Source organism: Pseudoalteromonas sp. CuT4-3 (assembly GCF_035666335.1).
GTDB classification, from domain to species: domain Bacteria; phylum Pseudomonadota; class Gammaproteobacteria; order Enterobacterales; family Alteromonadaceae; genus Pseudoalteromonas; species Pseudoalteromonas atlantica.
In genome coordinates, this window is record NZ_CP142030.1 from 954880 (window position 1) to 975543 (window position 20664).

Consider the following 20664-nt stretch of genomic DNA (forward strand, 5'->3'; position numbering starts at 1 on the left):
GTAAATTCTAACATGCAACGGCAAAACGCCAACCCCCAACAGTTACCAAACGGCTTTTCTTATCAAAGTAAGGCGCTTAGTGCGCAAAAAAGCCTCGATTTATTTTATTATTTACAAAAAAATCTTAATTGGCAGCAGCCTAATGTCACTGTGTATGGCAGAACAGGGCCCATTCCACGTTTGCAATGTTTTATGAGCGACTTAAATATTGAATATGGTTACTCACACAGTAAACAAATTGTAGAGCCTTGGGATGAGGTGCTTTTAGCAATGCGAAAACGTTTAGAGCGACATTTAAATAAGCCGCTTAATTCGTTATTAGTCAATTATTACCGTGATGGTAACGACACCATGGGCTGGCACAGTGATGATGAAATAGAACTAGGCCCTGAACCTACCATTGTATGTATATCACTTGGTGCTGAGCGCGTACTCAAATTAAAGCAAAAAGCCACGAATAAAGTCACCGACTTAAAATTACAAAGCGGTAGTTGTTTAGTGATGAGTGGGCATAGTCAGCGCGACTACCAGCACGCAATCCCCAAACAAACAACGCTTGCTCACCCACGGATCAGCTTAACGTACCGCTTTATTGAGCACATTAAACAAAAGCAATTTAGTTAGTTAAATTAACTTGTTATAGTAGCTGCACAAATCAGTGACTAAATATGGTGTTTTAATGTCAATGCAACAACAAATTCAAGACAAGCTTAGTAGCGCGATTGCCTGTAAGCATTTAAACGTAATTAACGAAAGCCATATGCATAGCGCCGGTACTGAGTCGCATTTTAAAGTAATTGTGGTAAGTGAAGAGTTTGCGGGTAAGCGATTACTACAGCGCCACCGCCAAATTAACGAAGTACTAAAAGATGAGCTAGCAAATCATATTCATGCCTTAGCGATTCATACGTACACGCCTGATGAATTTTCAGAGCAGGGTGGCGAAGCACCTGACTCTCCAAATTGTATGGGCGGCTCAAAGCTAAATTAACCACAATGTAGGTTAGCCAATATAAATAGGGGTATTTGATCAGGTTTAACTGATCAGATCAGTGTTTTTAGTATTAGCCTTTAAACTAGCGCTAATTTTTATTGTAAAAGATATAGGATGATCAATGGTCATTAAGCCTAAAATTCGTGGATTTATTTGTACTAACGCACACCCTGTAGGATGTGCAGAGCATGTTCAAGAGCAAATTAACTATGTAAAACAACAAGGCGAATTAAAAGATGCGCCTAAAAATGTACTCGTAATTGGTGCATCTACTGGCTACGGCTTAGCGTCTCGTATTACGGCGGCATTTGGCGGTGGGGCTAAAACACTGGGTATTTTCTTTGAAAAAGAAGGTACAGAGCGTAAAACAGGTTCTGCTGGTTGGTACAATACAGCAGCATTTCAAGACGTTGCAGATGAAGCTGGGCTTTGGTCAAAAAATATTAATGGCGATGCGTTTTCTAACGAAATTAAGCAAAAAGCAATCGAGACAATCAAAGCAGATTTAGGCAAAGTAGACTGTATTATTTACAGCTTAGCATCGCCTCGTCGTACCGATCCAAATACCGGTGAGGTGTATTCATCTACACTTAAACCTATTGGCAGTGCTGTAACTACAAAAAACTTAAATACGTCAAAGCGCGAAATTGACGAAGTAACAGTAGAAGCCGCAAGCCAAGATGACATCGACAACACCATTAAAGTGATGGGCGGTGAAGATTGGGAAATGTGGATTGATGCATTAAAAGAAGCAGACGTACTAGCCGATAACTTTAAAACCACGGCTTATACTTATATAGGTAAAGAGTTAACGTGGCCAATCTACGGGCACGCAACTATAGGTAAAGCAAAAGAAGATTTAGACCGAGCAACTGCTGCAATTAAAGAATCGACAAAAGATTTAAATGGTCAAGCCTATGTGTCGTCGTTAAATGCTGTTGTTACTCAGGCAAGCTCTGCCATTCCTATTATGCCGCTATATATCTCTGCTTTATTTAAAGTAATGAAAGCCGATGGCACTTATGAAGGCACCATTGAGCAAATTCATGCTTTATTTAGCGAAAACCTATACGGTGAAAACCCACGCTTTGACGAGGGCGGCCACTTATTCCAAAACTACAAAGAGCTAGAAGACGATGTACAAGCACGTGTGCAAGCTGTTTGGGATAAAGTAGATACGAGCTCAATTGATGAGCTAACCGATTATGTAGGCTACCATAACGAATTTTTACGTTTATTTGGTTTTGGCATTGACGCTGTTGACTATGAGCAAGATGTAGATGCAGTGAAGCCAATTGCAAACATGATTGACTAATCATACTTTGTAATTATAAAAAGTCGCTTATTGCGGCTTTTTTGCTTTTAGTGTTTTAGATATTTTGTGGCAGTTAGGTGCTTAGGCTACCACTTTGGTCTACCTTGATTTTTATTTAAAACACTTAACAAAACTAAATAAGTGTTTCTGTCGTATAATTTTCATAAATACACTCGCATAGTCGTACATAATGATGTTAAAATCGAAGCAATATGTGAGGAGTTTTACTGCGTTGCTTGTTTGATATTCCTAGCAAGTTGTTCTTTTGTACCTTGATATATCTTGGATAACTCAAGTGGCGACGTGGTTGATACGATTTTTCAGTTTCTTTCCGTTAATTAATGCAAGTGCGTATGATCAACATAAAAAAAGGTCTGGATTTACCCATAGAGGGCGCGCCTCAGCAAGTTATTCATGATGGTTCTGCCATCAAACGTGTAGCTGTGCTAGGTGAAGAGTTTATCGGTATGCGTCCAACCATGCATGTTCGTGTGGATGACCAAGTCAAAAAAGGCCAGGTACTTTTTGAAGACAAAAAGAACCCAGGCGTCCTATTTACTGCACCAGCTTCTGGTACAGTAAAAGAAATTAATCGTGGTGCTAAACGTGTGCTGCAATCTGTTGTTATTGAAGTAAACGGCAGTGAGCAAATCACCTTTGACTCTTTCAATGCAGATGAGCTTGCAAGCTTATCGCGTGAAAAAGCCAAAGAAGTACTTGTTCAGTCAGGTCAATGGACAGCACTTCGTGCTCGCCCATTTAGCAAAATAGCTGCGTTGGATGCAAATCCTAGCTCTATATTTGTAACCGCTATCGACACAAACCCTCTTGCTGCAGATCCTGCAGTAATTATTGCCGAAAATGCAGCTGCATTTGAAGCGGGTCTTGCTGTTGTTTCGCGTTTGACCGATGGCAAAGTATTTGTATGTAAGCAAGCTGGCAGTCAAGTTCCTAGCTCGTCTATCGCTCAAGTAGAAGTACATGAGTTCGGTGGCGTGCATCCAGCAGGCTTAGTTGGTACTCATATTCATCACCTTGATGCAGTATCTGTTAATAAACAAGTTTGGCATATTGGTTACCAAGACGTTATCGCGTATGGTCACTTATTCCTTACTGGTGAAATCAACACAGACCGTGTTATTTCGCTTGCAGGTCCTCGCGTTAAAAACCCTCGTTTAGTGAAAACACAACTAGGTGCTTCATTAGATGATTTAGTGGCAGGCGAATTAGAAGACGGTGATAACCGTGTTATTTCTGGTTCTGTTTTATCTGGCGCTATTTCTTCAGGTCCTCATGCATTCTTAGGCCGCTACCACGTTCAAGTATCTGTTTTACTTGAAGGTCGCGAAAAAGAGCTGTTTGGTTGGATTGCACCAGGTAGTGATAAATTCTCTGTAACGCGTACATTCCTTTCTCACCTTGCACCGAGTCGTTTATTTAAAATGACAACGTCTACAGGTGGTTCAAAACGTGCCATGGTACCAATTGGTAGCTACGAGCGCGTAATGCCGCTAGATATTTTGCCAACCCTATTATTACGTGACTTAATTTCACGTGACTTAGACAGTGCAATTTCATTAGGTGCGCTTGAACTTGATGAAGAAGATTTAGCGTTATGTACCTTCGTTTGTCCGGGCAAATACGAGTATGGTTCTATCCTACGCGATTGCTTAACAACGATCGAGAAGGAAGGCTAAGAGATGGGTTTAAAGAAATTTTTAGAAGACATTGAGCCGCATTTTGAACCAGGTGGTAAACACGAAAAATGGTACGCCCTGTATGAAGCAGCCGCGACTATTTTTTACACGCCAGGTTATGTAAATAAAGGCGCAACTCACGTTCGCGATAATATCGACCTAAAACGCATGATGATTTTAGTGTGGATGGCGACGTTCCCAGCTATGTTTTTTGGTATGTTCAACATCGGTCATCAGGCCGCAGGTGCTTTAGCACAAGGTTTTGAACTAGCAAACTCTTGGCAGGTTGGCTTGTTCCAGTTATTTGGTGGTGAATTAACCGCTGAGTCGGGCTGGGGCGCTAAAATGTTCTACGGGGCATGTTTCTTCTTACCAATATACGCCGTTACTTTTGCAGTAGGTGGTTTTTGGGAAGTACTATTTGCTTCTGTGCGTAAGCATGAAGTTAACGAAGGTTTCTTCGTAACCTCTGTATTATTTGCACTTATTTTGCCTGCGACTATTCCTTTATGGCAAGTGGCGCTAGGTATTACGTTTGGTGTAGTTATTGCTAAAGAAATCTTTGGTGGTACAGGCCGTAACTTCTTAAACCCTGCATTAGCGGGCCGTGCGTTTTTATTCTTCGCATACCCTGCACAAATTTCAGGTGACACAGTATGGACTGCAGTAGACTCGTTCTCTGGTGCAACTATGCTAGGTCAAGCGTTTGTAGGCACTCTTGATTACAGCAACATGGAGCTATGGTGGAATGCGTTTTACGGTTTCATTCAAGGTTCTGTAGGTGAGACATCTACGCTTGCTGTGCTTATTGGTGGCTTATTCTTAATTTACGTTCGCATCGCTTCTTGGCGCATTGTACTAGGTGTATTCCTAGGTATGGTGGCAACTGCATTCTTATTAAATGCGGTTGGCTCTGAGAGCAACCCTGTATTTGCAATGCCTTGGCATTGGCATTTAGTACTGGGTGGTTTTGCGTTTGGTATGTTCTTTATGGCTACTGACCCTGTATCAGCTGCATTTACCGATAAAGGTAAGTTCGCATACGGCGCGCTTATTGGCTTTATGGTAGTTATGATCCGTGTAGTAAACCCTGCTTTCCCAGAAGGCATGATGCTAGCAATCTTATTTGCTAACTTATTTGCTCCACTGTTCGATCACTTTGTAGTGCAAGCTAATATCAAGCGGAGGTTGGCACGTAATGTCTAGTAATAACGAATCAATCGGCAAAACGTTAACGGTTGTTGTGGCACTATGTTTAGTGTGTGCAATTATTGTATCGTTTGCTTCTGTACAGCTTCGTCCTTTACAGCAAGCTAATAAAACTCAAGATATTCAACGTAATATCTTAGCAGCAGCTGATATTGAAATCGCAAACTCTGTATCTGACACATTCGATGGCAAAATCGAAGCACGTGTTGTTGATATGGACACTGGCGAATTTGTTGAAGATGCTGATCCAAACTCATTTGATTTCGAAAAATCGAAATTCGACCAACAAAGAAGTTTTGCACTTAAAGCAGAAGGGATTAAGGACATCGCTGGTATTCAGCGTATGACTAAAAACTCACCTGTTTACATCTCTAAAAAAGAAGATGGTTCTACAGATGCAATCATTTTACCTATCCAAGGTTACGGCCTTTGGGGTGTAATGTATGGTTTCTTAGCGCTTGAAAGCGATGGCGAAACAGTTAAAAACATCAACTTTTACAAGCATAGCGAAACACCAGGCCTGGGTGGCGAAATTCAAAACCCACAATGGACAGCTAAATGGCAAGGTAAAGAGTTACCTATTAACATTATGAAAAGCGGTGCTAGCAACGAACATCAAATTGATGGTTTATCAGGTGCTACATTAACTTCTAATGGTGTTGATCACACAGTTGACTTTTGGACTGGTGAAAACGGCTTTGGTCCTTTCCTTGCGAAGGTACGTGAAGGAGCGTTGAAATAATGGCTGATACTAAAGAAATGAAGTCGGTCCTATTTGGTCCGGTTTTAGCTAACAACCCAATCGCATTACAAGTACTTGGTATTTGTTCTGCTCTGGCGGTAACGTCTAGCTTAAAAAATGCCTTAATCATGTCAATTGCTTTGACATTAGTAACGGCGTTTTCTAGCTTGTTCATTTCAAGCATTCGTAACCACATACCTTCATCAGTACGTATTATCGTACAGATGACGATCATTGCTTCACTAGTAATTGTTGTAGACCAAGTGTTACAAGCATTCTCTTACGCTACGGCGAAAGAGCTTTCTGTATTCGTTGGCCTAATCATTACTAACTGTATTGTAATGGGTCGTGCTGAAGCGTACGCAATGAAGTCGCCACCACTTATGTCATTTTTAGATGGTATCGGTAATGGCTTAGGCTACTCAGTGGTATTACTTACTGTTGGTTTCATTCGTGAGCTATTTGGTAAGGGAACACTATTCGGTGTTGATATTATCCCATTAGTACAAGATGGTGGTTGGTATCAACCTATGGGTCTATTGATTTTACCACCGAGTGCATTCTTCATCATTGGTTTATTCATATGGGTACTTCGTACTTATAAGAAAGACCAAGTAGAAGCTAAAGCGTAAGGGGCAAGCAGTGGAACATTATATTAGTTTATTTGTAAAAGCGGTTTTTATTGAAAACTTAGCTTTAGCTTTCTTCCTAGGTATGTGTACTTTCTTAGCAGTATCTAAAAAAGTAACTACATCAATTGGCCTAGGTGTAGCCGTTATTGTGGTACTGGGTATTTCTGTACCAGTAAATAACTTGGTTTACCATGCCGTACTTGCACCGGGTGCATTAGAGTGGCTTGGTTACCCTGAAGCAGACCTTAGCTTTTTACGTTTCTTAACGTTCATTGGTGTTATTGCAGCACTCGTGCAAATTTTGGAAATGGCATTAGATAAGTTTTTCCCTGCACTTTACAACGCATTAGGTATCTTCTTACCACTAATCACAGTTAACTGTGCGATTTTTGGTGCGGTATCATTCATGGTTGAGCGTAACTATAACTTCGGCGAGTCTGTTGTTTATGGTGTTGGCGCTGGTGTTGGTTGGGCGCTTGCAATTACATTACTTGCAGGTATCCGTGAGAAAATGAAATATTCAGACGTGCCAGATGGCCTACGTGGTTTAGGTATTACCTTCATCACTGTTGGTTTAATGGGTCTTGGCTTTATGTCATTCTCTGGTATTTCACTGTAAAGGTAGCGAGGATAAATCATGAGTTATGAGATTTTCTTAGGCGTTGGTGTTTTCATCGCTATCGTTGTACTACTAGTTTTAGTTATCATTGGTGCTAAATCTAAGTTAGTTGCAAGCGGTGACATCATCATCGGTATTAATGGCGATCCAGACAAAGCCATTAAAACATCAGCAGGTAGCAAGCTTTTAGGCGCGCTATCTGAATCAGGTATTTTCGTATCATCTGCATGTGGTGGCGGTGGCTCTTGTGGTCAGTGTCGTGTACACATTAAAGAAGGTGGTGGCGATATCTTACCAACAGAACTTGATCACATTTCTAAAGGTGAAGCCCGTGAAGGCTGTCGTTTAGCGTGTCAGGTAAATGTTAAAAACGACATGGAAATTGAACTTGAAGAGTCAATTTTCGGTGTTAAAAAATGGGATTGTGAAGTTATCTCTAACGATAACAAAGCAACGTTCATTAAAGAGCTTAAGTTACAAATTCCAGATGGCGAATCAGTGCCTTTCCGTGCGGGTGGTTACATCCAAATCGAAGCGCCTGCTCACCATGTTAAATACGCAGATTTCGATATTCCTGAAGAGTATCGTGGCGACTGGAATCACTTTGGTTTCTTCGACCTGGAGTCAAAAGTAGACGACGAAACAATTCGTGCATACTCAATGGCTAACTACCCAGAAGAAGAAGGCATTATCATGCTTAACGTGCGTATTGCTACGCCGCCGCCAAGAAACCTAAGCCTACCATGTGGTAAAATGTCATCGTACATTTGGTCACTTAAAGCAGGCGACAAGGTAACTATTTCAGGTCCATTTGGTGAGTTCTTCGCTAAAGACACCGACGCTGAAATGGTATTCGTAGGTGGTGGTGCAGGTATGGCACCAATGCGTTCACATATCTTTGACCAACTTAAGCGTTTAAACTCTAAGCGTAAGATTAGTTTCTGGTATGGTGCGCGTTCTGAGCGTGAAATGTTCTATGTTGAAGATTTCGACGGCTTAGCAGCTGAAAACGATAACTTTGTATGGCATACCGCATTGTCTGACCCACAACCAGAAGATAACTGGGAAGGTTACACAGGCTTTATCCATAACGTACTTTATGAAAACTACTTGAAAGATCATGAAGCGCCAGAAGATTGTGAGTTCTACATGTGTGGTCCTCCAATGATGAACGCGGCTGTTATCGGCATGCTTAAAGACCTAGGTGTAGAAGACGAAAACATCTTACTAGATGACTTCGGTGGCTAACACCCATATCAAAACAGCTTAGTTTTGGTTAAAATACGGGCCTCGTCGCACTTTGTGCTACGGGGCTTTTTTTATTTTATTTTACATGGGCTAATTTAATGAACAGAGTAAGCAGTTCTCAAGGCGCTATCAGTATTTTTTTATTAACTATAATGCTATTTATCTCTGGCTGTGGGGCTGGTAAAACACCTCAGGAGGTATTTTTAGAAGGCAAAACGATGGGCACCACCTATCATATTAAATACTTTGCCGACGATAAAAGCGTCGATGCCACTAAATTACAGCAGCAAATAGATACGCAATTGAAAGCGGTTAATCAGTCTATGTCTACGTATATCCGCGATTCTGAAATTAACACATTTAATAAATTACCCGCCAACCAGGTTATGCCAATTAGTGAAGACTTTAGGGCTGTGGTGAGCGAATCGATTCGTTTAGGTAAGTCGACCAAAACGCTCGATGTTACGATGGGCCCGTTAATAGATTTATGGGGCTTTGGACCTGATAAAAAACCAACTAAGCGCCCAAGTGATGAAGCACTTGCTGCAATGATTGAAAAAATTGGTGTAGATAAACTTAATCTTACTGAGCAGGGCCTTGCTAAAACAGTTGATGGTTTAGAGCTGTCGTTTTCGGCCACAGCGAAAGGGTATGGCATTGATAAAGTAGCGCAATTACTTGAAAGCCAAAACATTAGTAACTACATGGTAGAAATAGGCGGGGAGCTGCGCATTGGCGGTGAAAAGCCAAATAACCAAGATTGGAAAATCGCGATAGAGCAGCCAGATGCGCCACCAGGCGAGCGAAAAGTTCACCGTGTATTAGCGCCCGGTACGAATGGCATTGCAACATCAGGTGACTACCGTATTTTTTATAAAATGGATGGCGAAACTTACACTCATTTAATTGACCCAGTAACAGGCATGCCAATCAAACATGACTTAGTGTCGGTAACTGTATTACATCCTAGTGCAATGACCGCAGATGGCTTAGCAACCGCATTAACGGTTATGGGAATGGACGATGCTAAAGCATACGCTGAAAAGCACGATTTACCTGTGTACTTAATGGCTAAATCAGACAAAGGCATTGTGACTTACGCGAGCACTGCATTTAAACCTTATTTGTAATATAATGGCGTTTAGCTAAAGCTTTATTCGTGCTAAACGCATATTACAACCGATTTTTTGAAATAGACTTCTCTCGCATCTATGTGGGTTTTGGGTGTATAATTTAGCGGTCGCTCAACAATGTTTGAGCATAATTTATTGCTGATCAATAGGGGCTAAGCAATGTCACTTTTTCTTCTTACATTTGGTTTATTAATTTTAATCGTGATAGCTATGGCTGTTGGTATGATCGTGCAAAGAAAATCTATGGCAAGTAGTTGCGGTGGATTAGGCTCGGTAGGTATTGATAAAGCCTGTGATTGTGACGATCCATGTGATAAGCGTAAAAAGCGTATGGCTAAAGAGCAAGCCTGGAAAGAAAACCAAATTATTTAAGCAGTAGCTTAATGACAAAAAGCGCCATATGGCGCTTTTTTTGTACCTGTATATTTAGTGCTCATATCTTCTTTTAATTAAACACAACCTTAATGTATTAGACCAAGGTCTATAGTTTAGTTTTTTTCACCTATTAGGTTTATTTTTCTCGTTTGTCAAATTGGAGCTAACACTCTAAAGTTTAACCATAGACACAGAGCAAGGCTCCAGTCATAAGTTTGAGGCATAAAGTTAGCCTCGCTTAAAAGAATCTTTATATTGTGTGTGAAGATGTTGTCAGTGTGAAAGGCAACTCAAGGTCGGTGGTGACCGGTTTTGAGTTGTTTTTATTCTCTACAATTGCCACGCAGTGTAAACCAAGAATCTTTATATTGTGTGTGAAGATGTTGTCAGTGTGAAAGGCAACTCAAGTTCGGTGGTGACTTAGCTTGAGTTGTTTTTATTCCCTACAATTGCCACGCAGTGTAAACCAAGAATCTTTATATTGTGTGTGAAGATGTTGTCAGTGTGAAAGGCAACTCAAGGTCGGTGGTGACTGGTTTTGAGTTGTTTTTATTCTCTACAATTGCCGCGCAGTGTAAACCAAGAATCTTTATATTGTGTGTGAAGATGTTGTCAGTGTGAAAGGCAACTCAAGTTCGGTGGTGACTTAGCTTGAGTTGTTTTTATTCCCTACAATTGCCACGCAGTGTAAACCAAGAATCTTTATATTGTGTGTGAAGATGTTGTCAGTGTGAAAGGCAACTCAAGGTCGGTGGTGACCGGTTTTGAGTTGTTTTTATTCCCTATAATTGCCACGCAGTGTAAACCAAGAATCTTTATATGTGTGTGAAGATGTTGTCAGTGTGAAAGGCGGCTCAAGTTCGGTGGTGACTGAATTTGGGCTGTTTTTGTTTGTGCGGCTTTATTTTTAACTTCATTAATCCCCCTGATCTCTACTCCTCAAGCTTCCTAAATATAAAATATTTATAAACTAAGTCTTTATTTTTATTATGTTATTTTTTATTAACAAAATAGCTGCGAAAGCTTAACGCAAAACTTTATATTTTTTGTTGAACCGAAAACTGTCTTTGTTATACTCAGCATCGAACTTTCAGTAAGTTTTGAAAGTTTGTTTGATACGGATCAATTCTCACTAGGTAAATGTGTGCTAGCCGGTTTGATTGTATTTAGCACCTCGTTTTAGGGCTTACAGCAGCAATGTTTTTTAATTTTTCCATTTCGCGCTTTATTACTCTAATTTTGTTATTAGTCATTTAGTAGGTTAATGTCTTTGAACACACTTTCTTTGCATCATACAAATACGGCTTTTGCTTCTAGCAAACCGCACACGTGTGAGCGCTTGAATAAAGCGGGCAAGGGCGTGTGTGTCGCTATAACATTATTAGTGTTTAATACGGTAATGCTGCTAAGTGGTGCATTAGAGGATGCCTTTCAGCTTGAAGCGTTGTTTAGCAATGGCTCTATTGTTGAGCCTGTTTTGCTGCACATCACGCAATTTTTAGCTCATCCGATCATATCTAGTCAGTTACTCATTGGCCTTTGCTGGTTATTGTTCCATATTTTTCCGGCGCGTCGTGCTGGAATTATCCTTCGTAAAGCCGCTTTCGCTTTTCGCGAGGCAAAAGTACACCAACCTGTGTCCGCTGCACATGGTTGTCGTGCTCCACCTAGCTTTACAGGTTGTCTGTAAGGCTTCACTTGTTGCTGGTTTTAATTATTTTTTCTTGCTGTAAATAATTAAAGTTTGCATTAGCAATGTAGCCGCGTGTTTTAAACACGTCAGCCAACCAACACTCACCCAAGTTAACTTTTATTACGTTATATAAATGCGTTTAGAAGCTGGGTTTGTTGCTAGGTATTTTTTGCATCCACTTGCAGCGGGTTCAGTCCCCTTTATTTTTATAATTTAGTTCTAGTTAACTTGGGTTTTTATTGAAAAATCGTTGCTTAATTTTTATTTAAAGCAGCAAATTAAAACTCTAGGTTTGTAGGATACTCCCTTGTTAATTCGTAACCTTTGTAATATTGCTTTAGCTAGTACGGTGCTGGCGTTGTCAGGCTGTAAAGGCGGGATACTCGATCCAAAAGGCCAAATAGGTATTGATGAGAAGAACTTAATCATCATTGCTACTGTCCTTATGCTGCTCGTAGTAATCCCCGTTATTGTGATGACTTTGTATTTCGCATGGAAATACCGAGACACACAAGATCATGAAATTTATGCACCAAAATGGGCTCATTCAAATAAGATTGAAGCCGTTGTTTGGGCTGTTCCTATTGTTATCGTTATTATTTTAGGTGTTATTACCTGGCAGTCTACCCAAGACTTAGACCCCTATAAACCTATTGAAGGTAAAGGCGAACACCTTACTGTAGAGGTGATTTCATTAAACTGGAAGTGGCTATTTATTTACCCAGAGCAAGGTATTGCAACGGTAAATGAATTGGTATTTCCGGCAAATGTGCCGGTGGAATACAAAATCACTTCAGAAAGCACAATGAACTCGTTTTTTATTCCTCAGCTAGGTAGTCAAATTTATTCTATGGCAGGCATGGAAACCAAGCTTCATTTAATCGCAAACGAGCCGGGCACATTTAAAGGCTTTTCTGCTAATTACAGTGGCGCAGGTTTTACCGGTATGAAGTTCAATGCCATTGCCACCCCAACACAAGCTGATTTTGACAAGTGGGTAACAAGCGTTAAAGCCAATACTAATAACCTCACTCATGCTAATTATGTTGAACTTGCAAAAGCCAGTGAAAACAATCCTGTTGCCTATTATGGCAAGGTCGACGACGGCCTATTTCATACCATTGTTATGAAGTATATGCAGGCACATGGCGATATGAACAAAAAACATCAAGCAATGAGCGAGCATGGGCAAATGAGCAAAAAGCACCATGAAATGAATGAACACGCAATGCCTTCATCTCACAGCCAGGGCGAGGAATAATAATGTCGTTTTTAGGTAAACTTTCACTCGACGCAATTCCGTTTCATGAGCCAATTATAATGGTTACCATGACGGTGATAGCGATTGCCGGGCTTATTATTGCCGGGCTTATTACTAAATATAAAAAGTGGGGCGTGCTTTGGCACGACTGGATCACCTCTGTTGATCATAAACGCTTAGGCGTAATGTACATCTTTTTAGCATTAATAATGCTGTTTCGTGGTTTTTCTGATGCCATTATGATGCGTGCGCAGTTAGCACTTGCTACCAGCGGTGCACCTGGTTATTTGCCTCCTGAGCATTACGACCAAATATTTACCGCTCACGGCGTTATCATGATCATATTTATGGCTATGCCATTTATGATTGGCCTAATGAACATTGTATTGCCACTGCAAATTGGCGCACGCGATGTCGCTTTTCCATTTTTAAATAACCTAAGTTTTTGGTTTACTGCCAGCGGAGCCATTTTAATTAACTTGTCGCTTGTATTTGGTGAGTTTGCAAAAACAGGTTGGGTGGCGTATCCGCCGCTTTCGGAGCTGACCTTTAGCCCTGGGGTGGGGGTCGATTATTATATATGGGCCTTGCAAATTTCCGGGCTCGGTACACTTTTAACTGCAGTAAACTTTTTAGCGACCGTGTTTAAAATGCGTGCCCCAGGTATGACCCTAATGAAAATGCCAATTTTTACATGGGCATGTACATGGGCAAATATCTTAATTGCAGCATCTTTCCCTATTTTAACTGCTGTGCTGGGCATGCTAACGCTTGACCGTTACCTTGATTTTCACTTTTTTACCAATGCAGCGGGCGGCAACGCCATGATGTACATCAACCTGTTTTGGGCGTGGGGTCACCCTGAGGTTTATATTTTAGTACTGCCTGCTTTTGGTATTTTTTCTGAAATTATCTCAACCTTTGCCGGTAAACGTTTATTTGGTTACAAATCGATGGTGTATGCCAGCGGTGCAATCTCTATTTTAGGTTTTATTGTTTGGCTACACCACTTTTTCACCATGGGGTCGAGCGCCAACGTTAATGCGTTCTTTGGGGTAATGACCATGGTTATTGCCGTCCCAACTGGCGTTAAGCTATTCAACTGGTTGTTTACCATTTACCGCGGCCGTTTACGTATCAGCGTTCCTGTACTTTGGACATTAGGTTTTATGGTTACCTTTACAGTAGGCGGTATGACCGGTGTACTACTGGCTATTCCGGGTGCCGATTACGTATTGCATAACAGTTTATTCTTAATTGCGCATTTCCATAACACAATCATTGGTGGCGCTGTATTTGGCTACCTTGCAGGTTTTGTATTTTGGTTCCCTAAAGCAATGGGCTTTAAGCTTAGCGAAAAATGGGGTAAAGCGTCTTTCTGGTGTTGGATAGTTGGTTTCTTCGTGGCGTTTATGCCGTTGTATGTACTTGGTTTCTTAGGTATGACACGTCGCTTAAACCACACTAATAACCCAGATTGGAACATGTGGTTATACATTGCAGCAGGCGGTGCTGTCATTATTATGTTTGGTATTATTTTCCAAGTCGTGCAGCTATTTGTTAGCTTTAGAGACCGCGAAGCACTTGACGATACAACCGGCGATCCGTGGAACGGCCATACACTAGAGTGGGCAACTAGCTCACCTCCACAAGTGTATAACTTTGCCACTATTCCTCACGTTGATGACATTGATGCCTGGACCGAAGCGAAAGAAAAAGGCCAAGCGTATCAAACAAAAGCAAGCTACAGCCCAATTCATATGCCTAAAAACACAGCATCTGGGGTGTTAATTGCAGCAAGCTTAACTGTATTTAGCTTTGCCATGATCTGGCATATCTGGTGGTTAGCTGCCGTTGGTTTTGTTGGCGCAATTGCCTTATTTATCAAGCGTTGTTACACCAGCGATGTTGATTACTATATACAACCTGATGAAATCGCACGTATTGAAGCTGCGTATAATTCTAGTGGAAATAAGGAGCTAAGCGCGTGAGTACACTATCTGCGAATGTAGAAACTGCCCATTTAGACTCAGTTTCGCACGATGCTCATGCACATGAGCATCACGATACCTCTGGCGATACAATCTTTGGCTTTTGGTTATACCTAATGACCGATTGTCTATTGTTTGCCTCGTTTTTTGCCACTTACGCCGTGCTGTTTATGAACACAGCCGGTGGTGTATCAGGTAAAGACATTTTTGAACTCGACTTTGTTGCTGTAGAAACAGCGGCGCTACTCATTAGTAGTATTACTTTTGGCTTTGCCATGATTGCCGCACAAGGGCAAAAAAAGGCACTAACACTCACCTGGTTGTTTATTACCTTTTGTTTAGGTGCTGTGTTTATAGGTATGGAAATTTACGAATTTCACCACCTAATTGTACATGGCAATGGTCCACAACAAAGTGCCTTTTTAACCTCATTCTTCTCGTTAGTAGGCTTACATGGTTTACACGTAACTGCGGGTCTAATTTGGATGAGTATTATGATGATAGAAGTGGCTAAACGTGGCTTAGGTAAACAAACAGTGACACGCTTAAGCTGCCTAAGCCTATTTTGGCACTTCTTAGACATTGTTTGGATTTGTGTATTTACCGTTGTTTATTTAATGGGAGCAATGTAATGAGCCACAGCGAAGCGCACGCGTTAAAGCAAATGCAAAACGAGCACCATGATGAGTCTCATGGCAGTGTTAAAACGTACTTAATAGGCTTTGTGCTATCAATAATTTTAACCGCGATACCGTTTTACATGGTAATGGAAGGCGACTTTTCAAAAGTAACTACGCTTTGGAGCATTGTTACTTTAGCTATTGTACAAATTTGGGTGCACTTAAAATACTTTCTACACCTTAATTTTACGACAGAAGATGGCCGTGCAAGTACTTTCTCATTTTTATTCAGTGCCCTAATTATCGTCATGGTTGTTGGGTTATCGGTTTGGATAATTTACGAATCTAACGCAATGATGATGTACTAGGAGTTGAAGATGTTTCGTCGTTATTTATCAGTGACTAAGCCAGGCATTATTATGGGCAACCTTATCAGCGTTGCAGGCGGTTTTTTACTTGCCTCGCGCGGGGATATAGACCCATGGCTAATGGTTGTTACGCTTATTGGCTTGTCACTTGTGGTTGCATCGGGCTGTGCTATCAACAATGTAATTGATAGGGACATAGATGTAGCCATGGCACGTACTCGTACGCGGGTTACAGTAACAGGCGAAATGTCGGCCTTTGCTGCACTGAGTCACGGGGTTTTATTGGGGGTTGTAGGGTTTGGTTTACTCATTGCTTACACCACACAAGCCGCGGTATTTTTTGCAGCGTTTGGCTATGTCATTTATGTTGGGGTTTATAGCCTTTACATGAAGCGCAACTCAGTTTATGGCACGTTTGTAGGTAGCCTTTCTGGCGCAGTGCCTCCTGTTGTTGGTTACTGCGCTGTAACCGGGCAGTTCGATATAGGTGCACTAATATTATTAGTTATGTTTAGTCTGTGGCAAATGCCGCATTCATATGCCATTGCTATTTTTCGCTTTAAAGATTACCAAGCCGCAGGTATTCCCGTATTACCCGTAGCGCAAGGTATTGATAAAGCGAAGCGCCATATTGTACTTTATATTGCTGTGTACGCTTTAGTTGTAATGCTATTACCAATAAGTGGCTACACTGGCGCAGCCTTTATGGCTGTGGCGTGTATTACCAGTTTTTGGTGGTTACTTATGGCACTGCGTGGCTATCGCCGTAATGTTAATTTAACGAGCTGGGCACGCCAAGTGTTTGCTTTTTCTATTATAAATATTACAGCACTCAGTATTGCCATGGCCGTTGACTACCACAGCGCAGCGCCACAACTGCTTACACTGATATAATTTTTAAAACTTTATATTTCCAAAGTTAATCCAAAGGCTCGAAAGGGCCTTTTTTCATGTTTGAAACTATTTTTTTAAACTTTCTGCTTCGTAAAATAAAGGTTTTAGGGTGCCGCAGTTTATAAATTTATACGTTAACTCATTCTGGCTAGGAAGGAGGGTTGAGGTTCTAAACTTTTGCATACAGGCATTTACCAAATCTACAAAAATTAAGTGGCTGAAACTAGGTGCTTGGCTAATTTTATGTATGTAAATTCGCTCTGTGCTACCTAGGTCTATCATGTCGTATTCTTGCCACTGGCTAGCTTTAGCTAAATCTTTTAATTGGCGAGCATATAGCTGTTTACTCATTTCTATTGTTCTGTTTGTGTAAATTAGGCTACCTGCTTTTTTGTAATTGCCTTTGTACACATCTGCGGTAATGGTTATTTCTTCACCGCGCATTAAGCGTTGAATATTAAATGGTTTGGGCTTTAGCGTTATAAGCTCTGCGTTGCGCACAATATCTAAAAAAGCCACATCGGGGTTTTTAATCCTATACACCACTTGTACATCGTGCGGTAATTTATAGCCGGGTAAGTTAAACGCATAAATTCCTGAACCTTTATTCACCAGTGCTATTGCATGCTCAGCCTTGTATTTGGGGTTGAGTGGTGGCAATTCTGCTGCCTCTTCCTCAGCAAAAGCGTATCCGCTTATAGTAATGAGCAACAATGTAAGAAGTAAACGCATAATAATCTCAATTAATTTATGAGCTTAAAGTGTAGTATATAGCTTTAATAACTCTAAATTTACTAGGTTTATTTTAAATACACATAGTAAAAAGGCTCGTAAGAGCCTTATTACGTTTAAATATGGTAGGTTTTTACTTAATCGCTTTTTTTACTTCACGCCAGTCAATAATTTTAAAATTTTGTGGTTGTAGTGGCATACGGTTGTAGCCGTCTTGCACTATAAGCATGCCTTCAGGATAGCCTGGTAAAGCTTTAGCTGTAACGGTTAAGCCGTCTGTTTCACCTGCGCCGTCAATGCCTTTATCTAGGTTAGCAATCACATTAAATTTACCTGCAAAGCTTAGGCTAGGCTGTGTATTATCTGATATTTTATAAAGCACATAGCTATTATCGCCTTGGCTTGATACCACTAAATAACGAGCATCATCAGCGTGATAAATTTCCATGCCTTCAACATCTGCCACAAGTTGCTCATTTACACCTTGTAGCATGACCGCTTTGTTGCCAGAAGTTGGCTCTGCACCGATATACCAAATGCCTGCATCTTCTTCACCTGCAAATAATTGGCCGCGCTTATCATCAGCACTACAGCCTTCAGGCTGGCTTGGCAGGGTAAACTCTCTAACCAGTTCACCGCTTAAGTTACCTTGCTCACCGGTGAGTTTATATTGCTGGAATAAACCTGATTTATCATTAACAAATACGTATTGACCAGATTCAGACGAATACATACACATACCGTAAATCTCAGTCAGGTTAGTCGCTACTTCTGTTACATGGTTTACTTTGTTCTCGCTATCGACAGTAAACACGCTAATACTGTTAAGCGTGCGGTTGCTGGCTGTGATCCAAGTCTGGGTTTCGTTGTTTATAGCCTGATGCTGGCGTACATCAACATTATTTAAACGCCCTACATTAAGCGATTGTACTTTGTTGCCAGCAAGATCATAAACCATTAAGCCGCGGCGTTTGTCTGTGCCTAAAATTAAGCTGCTTTTAGCGTCGTGTTCATTTATCCAAATTGCCGGGTCATCTGCTGCATCACCAAATGCTGCAACTGGCGTTGTTTGTGCGCTGGCATGAAGGTGAGTCATCGCGACTTGGTTTTGTGAAGTAACTGTTTGCGCAGTGTAGTTAACATTTGCTTGAATGTAGGCACCTGTTTCATCATCAACTAAAACTAGCTGCGCTTGATTGTTATTGATCAAACTCGCTGCAACAGATTCAATGGTGTGATCGCCAGAAAGTGACCACTGACTTAGTTTTTCAGTATTTTCGTGGTAAGCATAGATCATATTGCCATCAGTGGCAGTAAGCCATAAAGTACCATCTTGTGATACTGATAATGCCCCGATTTCAGCTTTTAATTCACCGTAAGGCTCAACTAATGCCACTGGCTGTTTATTGGCATCGGATTCAGCATCAGCATTGATAGCCCAAACGCCGAGTTCAGCTTCGCCCACATACAAGGTTTTTGTTTCGTCATTAACTGCGCAACCGGAGGCTTCAGTAACGGCTGAAAATTCACGAACAGCGATGTTTTTTACTTGCTTGCTCGCTAAGTCATAAACAATGGTTTCACTGATCAAGCCGCGAACATCTGGCACAAATGCTGATACAGTTGCATTATTATCGTTTTTAAATAAACACACAGCATCTGGTTGTGCTTGTGGTGGACTGATACGTGTAAGCTCAGTTAGCTGCCAAGTTTGACCATTTTTTTCAAGCTCAAAGATGACTACATTGTCTTGGCTTTTATCAATGCTTGCGAGTAAAAATTGCTGCGCTGATAGTTGTCTTAGTGAAATTGACTCAAAGTTACCGGCGAGCAGTACACTGCTTTTCTCATTGTCGGCAATTAATAAACCTTGGCTTTCACTGGCAATAAGCCATTGATTAATACCAAGTGCAGCGGCTTGTGAGCCTTGCATGTTTTGTTGTGGGCCGAATAATTTAGTTTTAATACCTGTTTTTTTAATATATGGCTTTGCAATCGCTTTATTATTTTGCGTATCGTCATTACTTGTACAACCGCTTATTGCAGTTATTAGGATTGCACTGCCAAGCACCGCTGAAATTGTATTTAGTTTAAAGTTCATTATTTTATCCTTTACTTATCTATGTGCTTTTCAGTGTTAAAACGTACTTCACCAAGGTGATTAATCGCACTTACACTGAGTGTTTCGCCATTGATAGATACACTTAAAAAACCAGGTGTTGCTTCTGCGTAGCGGGTAAATTCACGTTGTTTTACAAACCGTGCTTCACTGCCTCCACCAGAGATAAAGTGAGCCACTTTGCTATTTTTTGGTTGGTTGTATTGCAAGTCGTGCTCGTGCCCTGCGATATAAGCTTGCACGTTATGACGCTCCAAAATAGGTTCTAAAATGTCGCGAAGCCCTTGGTTACGGCCAAAGCGTTTACCACTTGAATAAAGCGGGTGATGGCCTACCACAATTTTCCACTTTGCTTTACTGCCTGCAAGTTGGGTTTCAAGCCAAGTAAGCTGGGTTTTATAGCCTTGCCCTTGGGTAGAACGGTATTTATCACGGCCTTTGTATTGCGGCTGTATCGGGTTGGTATCTAAAAAAACCATTAACACTTGCTCGTTGTTTTCAAGCGCAAATGTTTTACTGTAGTACCTTGCAGGTAACTGCCAACGCTGGCTTTTTTCTGTGTAGTCAATTTGTGCTTGAGCATTACCCAAGTAATCGTGATTACCTAAAACAACATACCAATCTTCAAATGTGTGAGGGCCGTGGTATATGTTCTCAAAGGCTGATTGCCAAAGCGGATCGTTAACGCTTGCCACACCATTTGGGTAAAAGTTATCGCCAGTTGAGACGATAAAGTCAGCATCAGTTTGGTACATTGCTATTTCTAATTGGTGAGCCACTTCTTTTTGATAAAAGTGGCCGTTGTGTCCCCAATCACCAATTACAATAAAGTTAAGGCTATCAGGTAGCGTATTTAACTTAGCTATTTTTTGCTGTTGATAAAGCTCATCTTTATAAATAACAGGCTCGACTGCACTGAGCGCTGATGAGCTCAGTAGGGCGGCCATTATGAAAGACAATTTAAACATGTTCTAACTCCCAAAAGGCACGTAATAGCAATTTATCACGTGCCTAAAATGATG

General features: G+C 41.0%; 20 protein-coding genes. 17 read left to right on the plus strand and 3 right to left on the minus strand.

The annotated features are described in order from the left end of the window. The first annotated feature begins 12 nt into the window (after window positions 1–12). The 17 genes from VOI46_RS04265 (at window position 13) to cyoE (ending at window position 16791) form a co-directional block, all read left to right on the plus strand. Window positions 13–624: an alpha-ketoglutarate-dependent dioxygenase AlkB gene (locus VOI46_RS04265; protein WP_004587146.1), complete on the plus strand. Its 612-nt coding sequence runs from the start codon at window positions 13–15 to the stop codon at window positions 622–624. A 55-nt stretch (window positions 625–679) separates the two neighbouring features. After that, the gene (locus tag VOI46_RS04270) at window positions 680–991 is read left to right on the plus strand and encodes a BolA/IbaG family iron-sulfur metabolism protein (RefSeq protein WP_004587145.1); all 312 of its coding nucleotides are present in this window, start codon (window positions 680–682) and stop codon (window positions 989–991) included. Window positions 992–1115: 124 nt separating this feature from the next. After that, on the plus strand, window positions 1116–2309 hold the full coding sequence (gene fabV, locus VOI46_RS04275) for an enoyl-ACP reductase FabV (RefSeq protein ID WP_004587144.1): 1194 nt from the start codon (window positions 1116–1118) through the stop codon (window positions 2307–2309). Window positions 2310–2662: 353 nt separating this feature from the next. Continuing rightward, complete coding sequence (locus VOI46_RS04280; protein WP_004587143.1) at window positions 2663–4006, plus strand: Na(+)-translocating NADH-quinone reductase subunit A; 1344 nt, start codon at window positions 2663–2665, stop codon at window positions 4004–4006. 3 nt (window positions 4007–4009) lie between these two features. Next, window positions 4010–5212: an NADH:ubiquinone reductase (Na(+)-transporting) subunit B gene (locus tag VOI46_RS04285; RefSeq protein ID WP_004587142.1), complete on the plus strand. Its 1203-nt coding sequence runs from the start codon at window positions 4010–4012 to the stop codon at window positions 5210–5212. Beyond that, a complete protein-coding gene (locus VOI46_RS04290; RefSeq protein WP_004587141.1) occupies window positions 5205–5957 on the plus strand; it encodes a Na(+)-translocating NADH-quinone reductase subunit C in 753 nt (250 codons plus the stop codon). The genes VOI46_RS04285 and VOI46_RS04290 overlap by 8 nt, the downstream gene beginning before the upstream one ends. Next, the gene (locus tag VOI46_RS04295; protein ID WP_004587140.1) at window positions 5957–6589 is read left to right on the plus strand and encodes an NADH:ubiquinone reductase (Na(+)-transporting) subunit D; all 633 of its coding nucleotides are present in this window, start codon (window positions 5957–5959) and stop codon (window positions 6587–6589) included. The genes VOI46_RS04290 and VOI46_RS04295 overlap by 1 nt, the downstream gene beginning before the upstream one ends. 10 nt (window positions 6590–6599) lie before the next feature. Beyond that, complete coding sequence (nqrE, locus tag VOI46_RS04300; RefSeq protein WP_004587139.1) at window positions 6600–7208, plus strand: NADH:ubiquinone reductase (Na(+)-transporting) subunit E; 609 nt, start codon at window positions 6600–6602, stop codon at window positions 7206–7208. Window positions 7209–7226: 18 nt separating this feature from the next. After that, window positions 7227–8456, plus strand: a complete 1230-nt coding sequence (gene nqrF / locus VOI46_RS04305) for an NADH:ubiquinone reductase (Na(+)-transporting) subunit F (RefSeq protein WP_004587138.1) — start codon at window positions 7227–7229, stop codon at window positions 8454–8456. A gap of 98 nt (window positions 8457–8554) precedes the next feature. After that, a complete protein-coding gene (locus tag VOI46_RS04310) occupies window positions 8555–9586 on the plus strand; it encodes an FAD:protein FMN transferase (RefSeq protein ID WP_004587137.1) in 1032 nt (343 codons plus the stop codon). Between the two features lie 162 nt (window positions 9587–9748). Beyond that, on the plus strand, window positions 9749–9961 hold the full coding sequence (gene nqrM, locus VOI46_RS04315; protein ID WP_004587136.1) for a (Na+)-NQR maturation NqrM: 213 nt from the start codon (window positions 9749–9751) through the stop codon (window positions 9959–9961). 1273 nt (window positions 9962–11234) lie between these two features. After that, entirely contained in the window at window positions 11235–11654 is a 420-nt protein-coding gene (locus tag VOI46_RS04320; RefSeq protein WP_004587448.1) for a hypothetical protein, read from the plus strand. Window positions 11655–11964: 310 nt separating this feature from the next. Further along, entirely contained in the window at window positions 11965–12918 is a 954-nt protein-coding gene (cyoA, locus tag VOI46_RS04325) for a ubiquinol oxidase subunit II (protein WP_004587447.1), read from the plus strand. A 2-nt stretch (window positions 12919–12920) separates the two neighbouring features. After that, a complete protein-coding gene (gene cyoB, locus VOI46_RS04330; protein ID WP_004587446.1) occupies window positions 12921–14909 on the plus strand; it encodes a cytochrome o ubiquinol oxidase subunit I in 1989 nt (662 codons plus the stop codon). Then, the gene (cyoC, locus tag VOI46_RS04335; protein ID WP_004587445.1) at window positions 14906–15541 is read left to right on the plus strand and encodes a cytochrome o ubiquinol oxidase subunit III; all 636 of its coding nucleotides are present in this window, start codon (window positions 14906–14908) and stop codon (window positions 15539–15541) included. The genes cyoB and cyoC overlap by 4 nt, the downstream gene beginning before the upstream one ends. Beyond that, on the plus strand, window positions 15541–15897 hold the full coding sequence (gene cyoD, locus VOI46_RS04340; protein WP_004587444.1) for a cytochrome o ubiquinol oxidase subunit IV: 357 nt from the start codon (window positions 15541–15543) through the stop codon (window positions 15895–15897). The genes cyoC and cyoD overlap by 1 nt, the downstream gene beginning before the upstream one ends. A gap of 9 nt (window positions 15898–15906) precedes the next feature. Continuing rightward, window positions 15907–16791 carry a heme o synthase gene (gene cyoE, locus VOI46_RS04345; protein ID WP_004587443.1) on the plus strand — a complete coding sequence of 295 codons (885 nt, stop codon included), beginning with the start codon at window positions 15907–15909 and terminating at the stop codon, window positions 16789–16791. A 66-nt stretch (window positions 16792–16857) separates the two neighbouring features. On the opposite strand, the gene VOI46_RS04350 is transcribed toward cyoE, so the two are convergent. From VOI46_RS04350 to VOI46_RS04360, 3 genes are all read right to left on the minus strand, one after another. Next, window positions 16858–17523, minus strand: coding sequence for a hypothetical protein (locus tag VOI46_RS04350; protein ID WP_004587442.1), 666 nt, complete (start codon window positions 17521–17523; stop codon window positions 16858–16860). 133 nt (window positions 17524–17656) lie between these two features. Beyond that, on the minus strand, window positions 17657–19624 hold the full coding sequence (locus tag VOI46_RS04355) for a phytase (RefSeq protein WP_004587441.1): 1968 nt from the start codon (window positions 19622–19624) through the stop codon (window positions 17657–17659). Between the two features lie 11 nt (window positions 19625–19635). After that, window positions 19636–20610, minus strand: a complete 975-nt coding sequence (locus VOI46_RS04360) for a metallophosphoesterase (RefSeq protein WP_004587440.1) — start codon at window positions 20608–20610, stop codon at window positions 19636–19638. Window positions 20611–20664 lie beyond the last annotated feature (54 nt).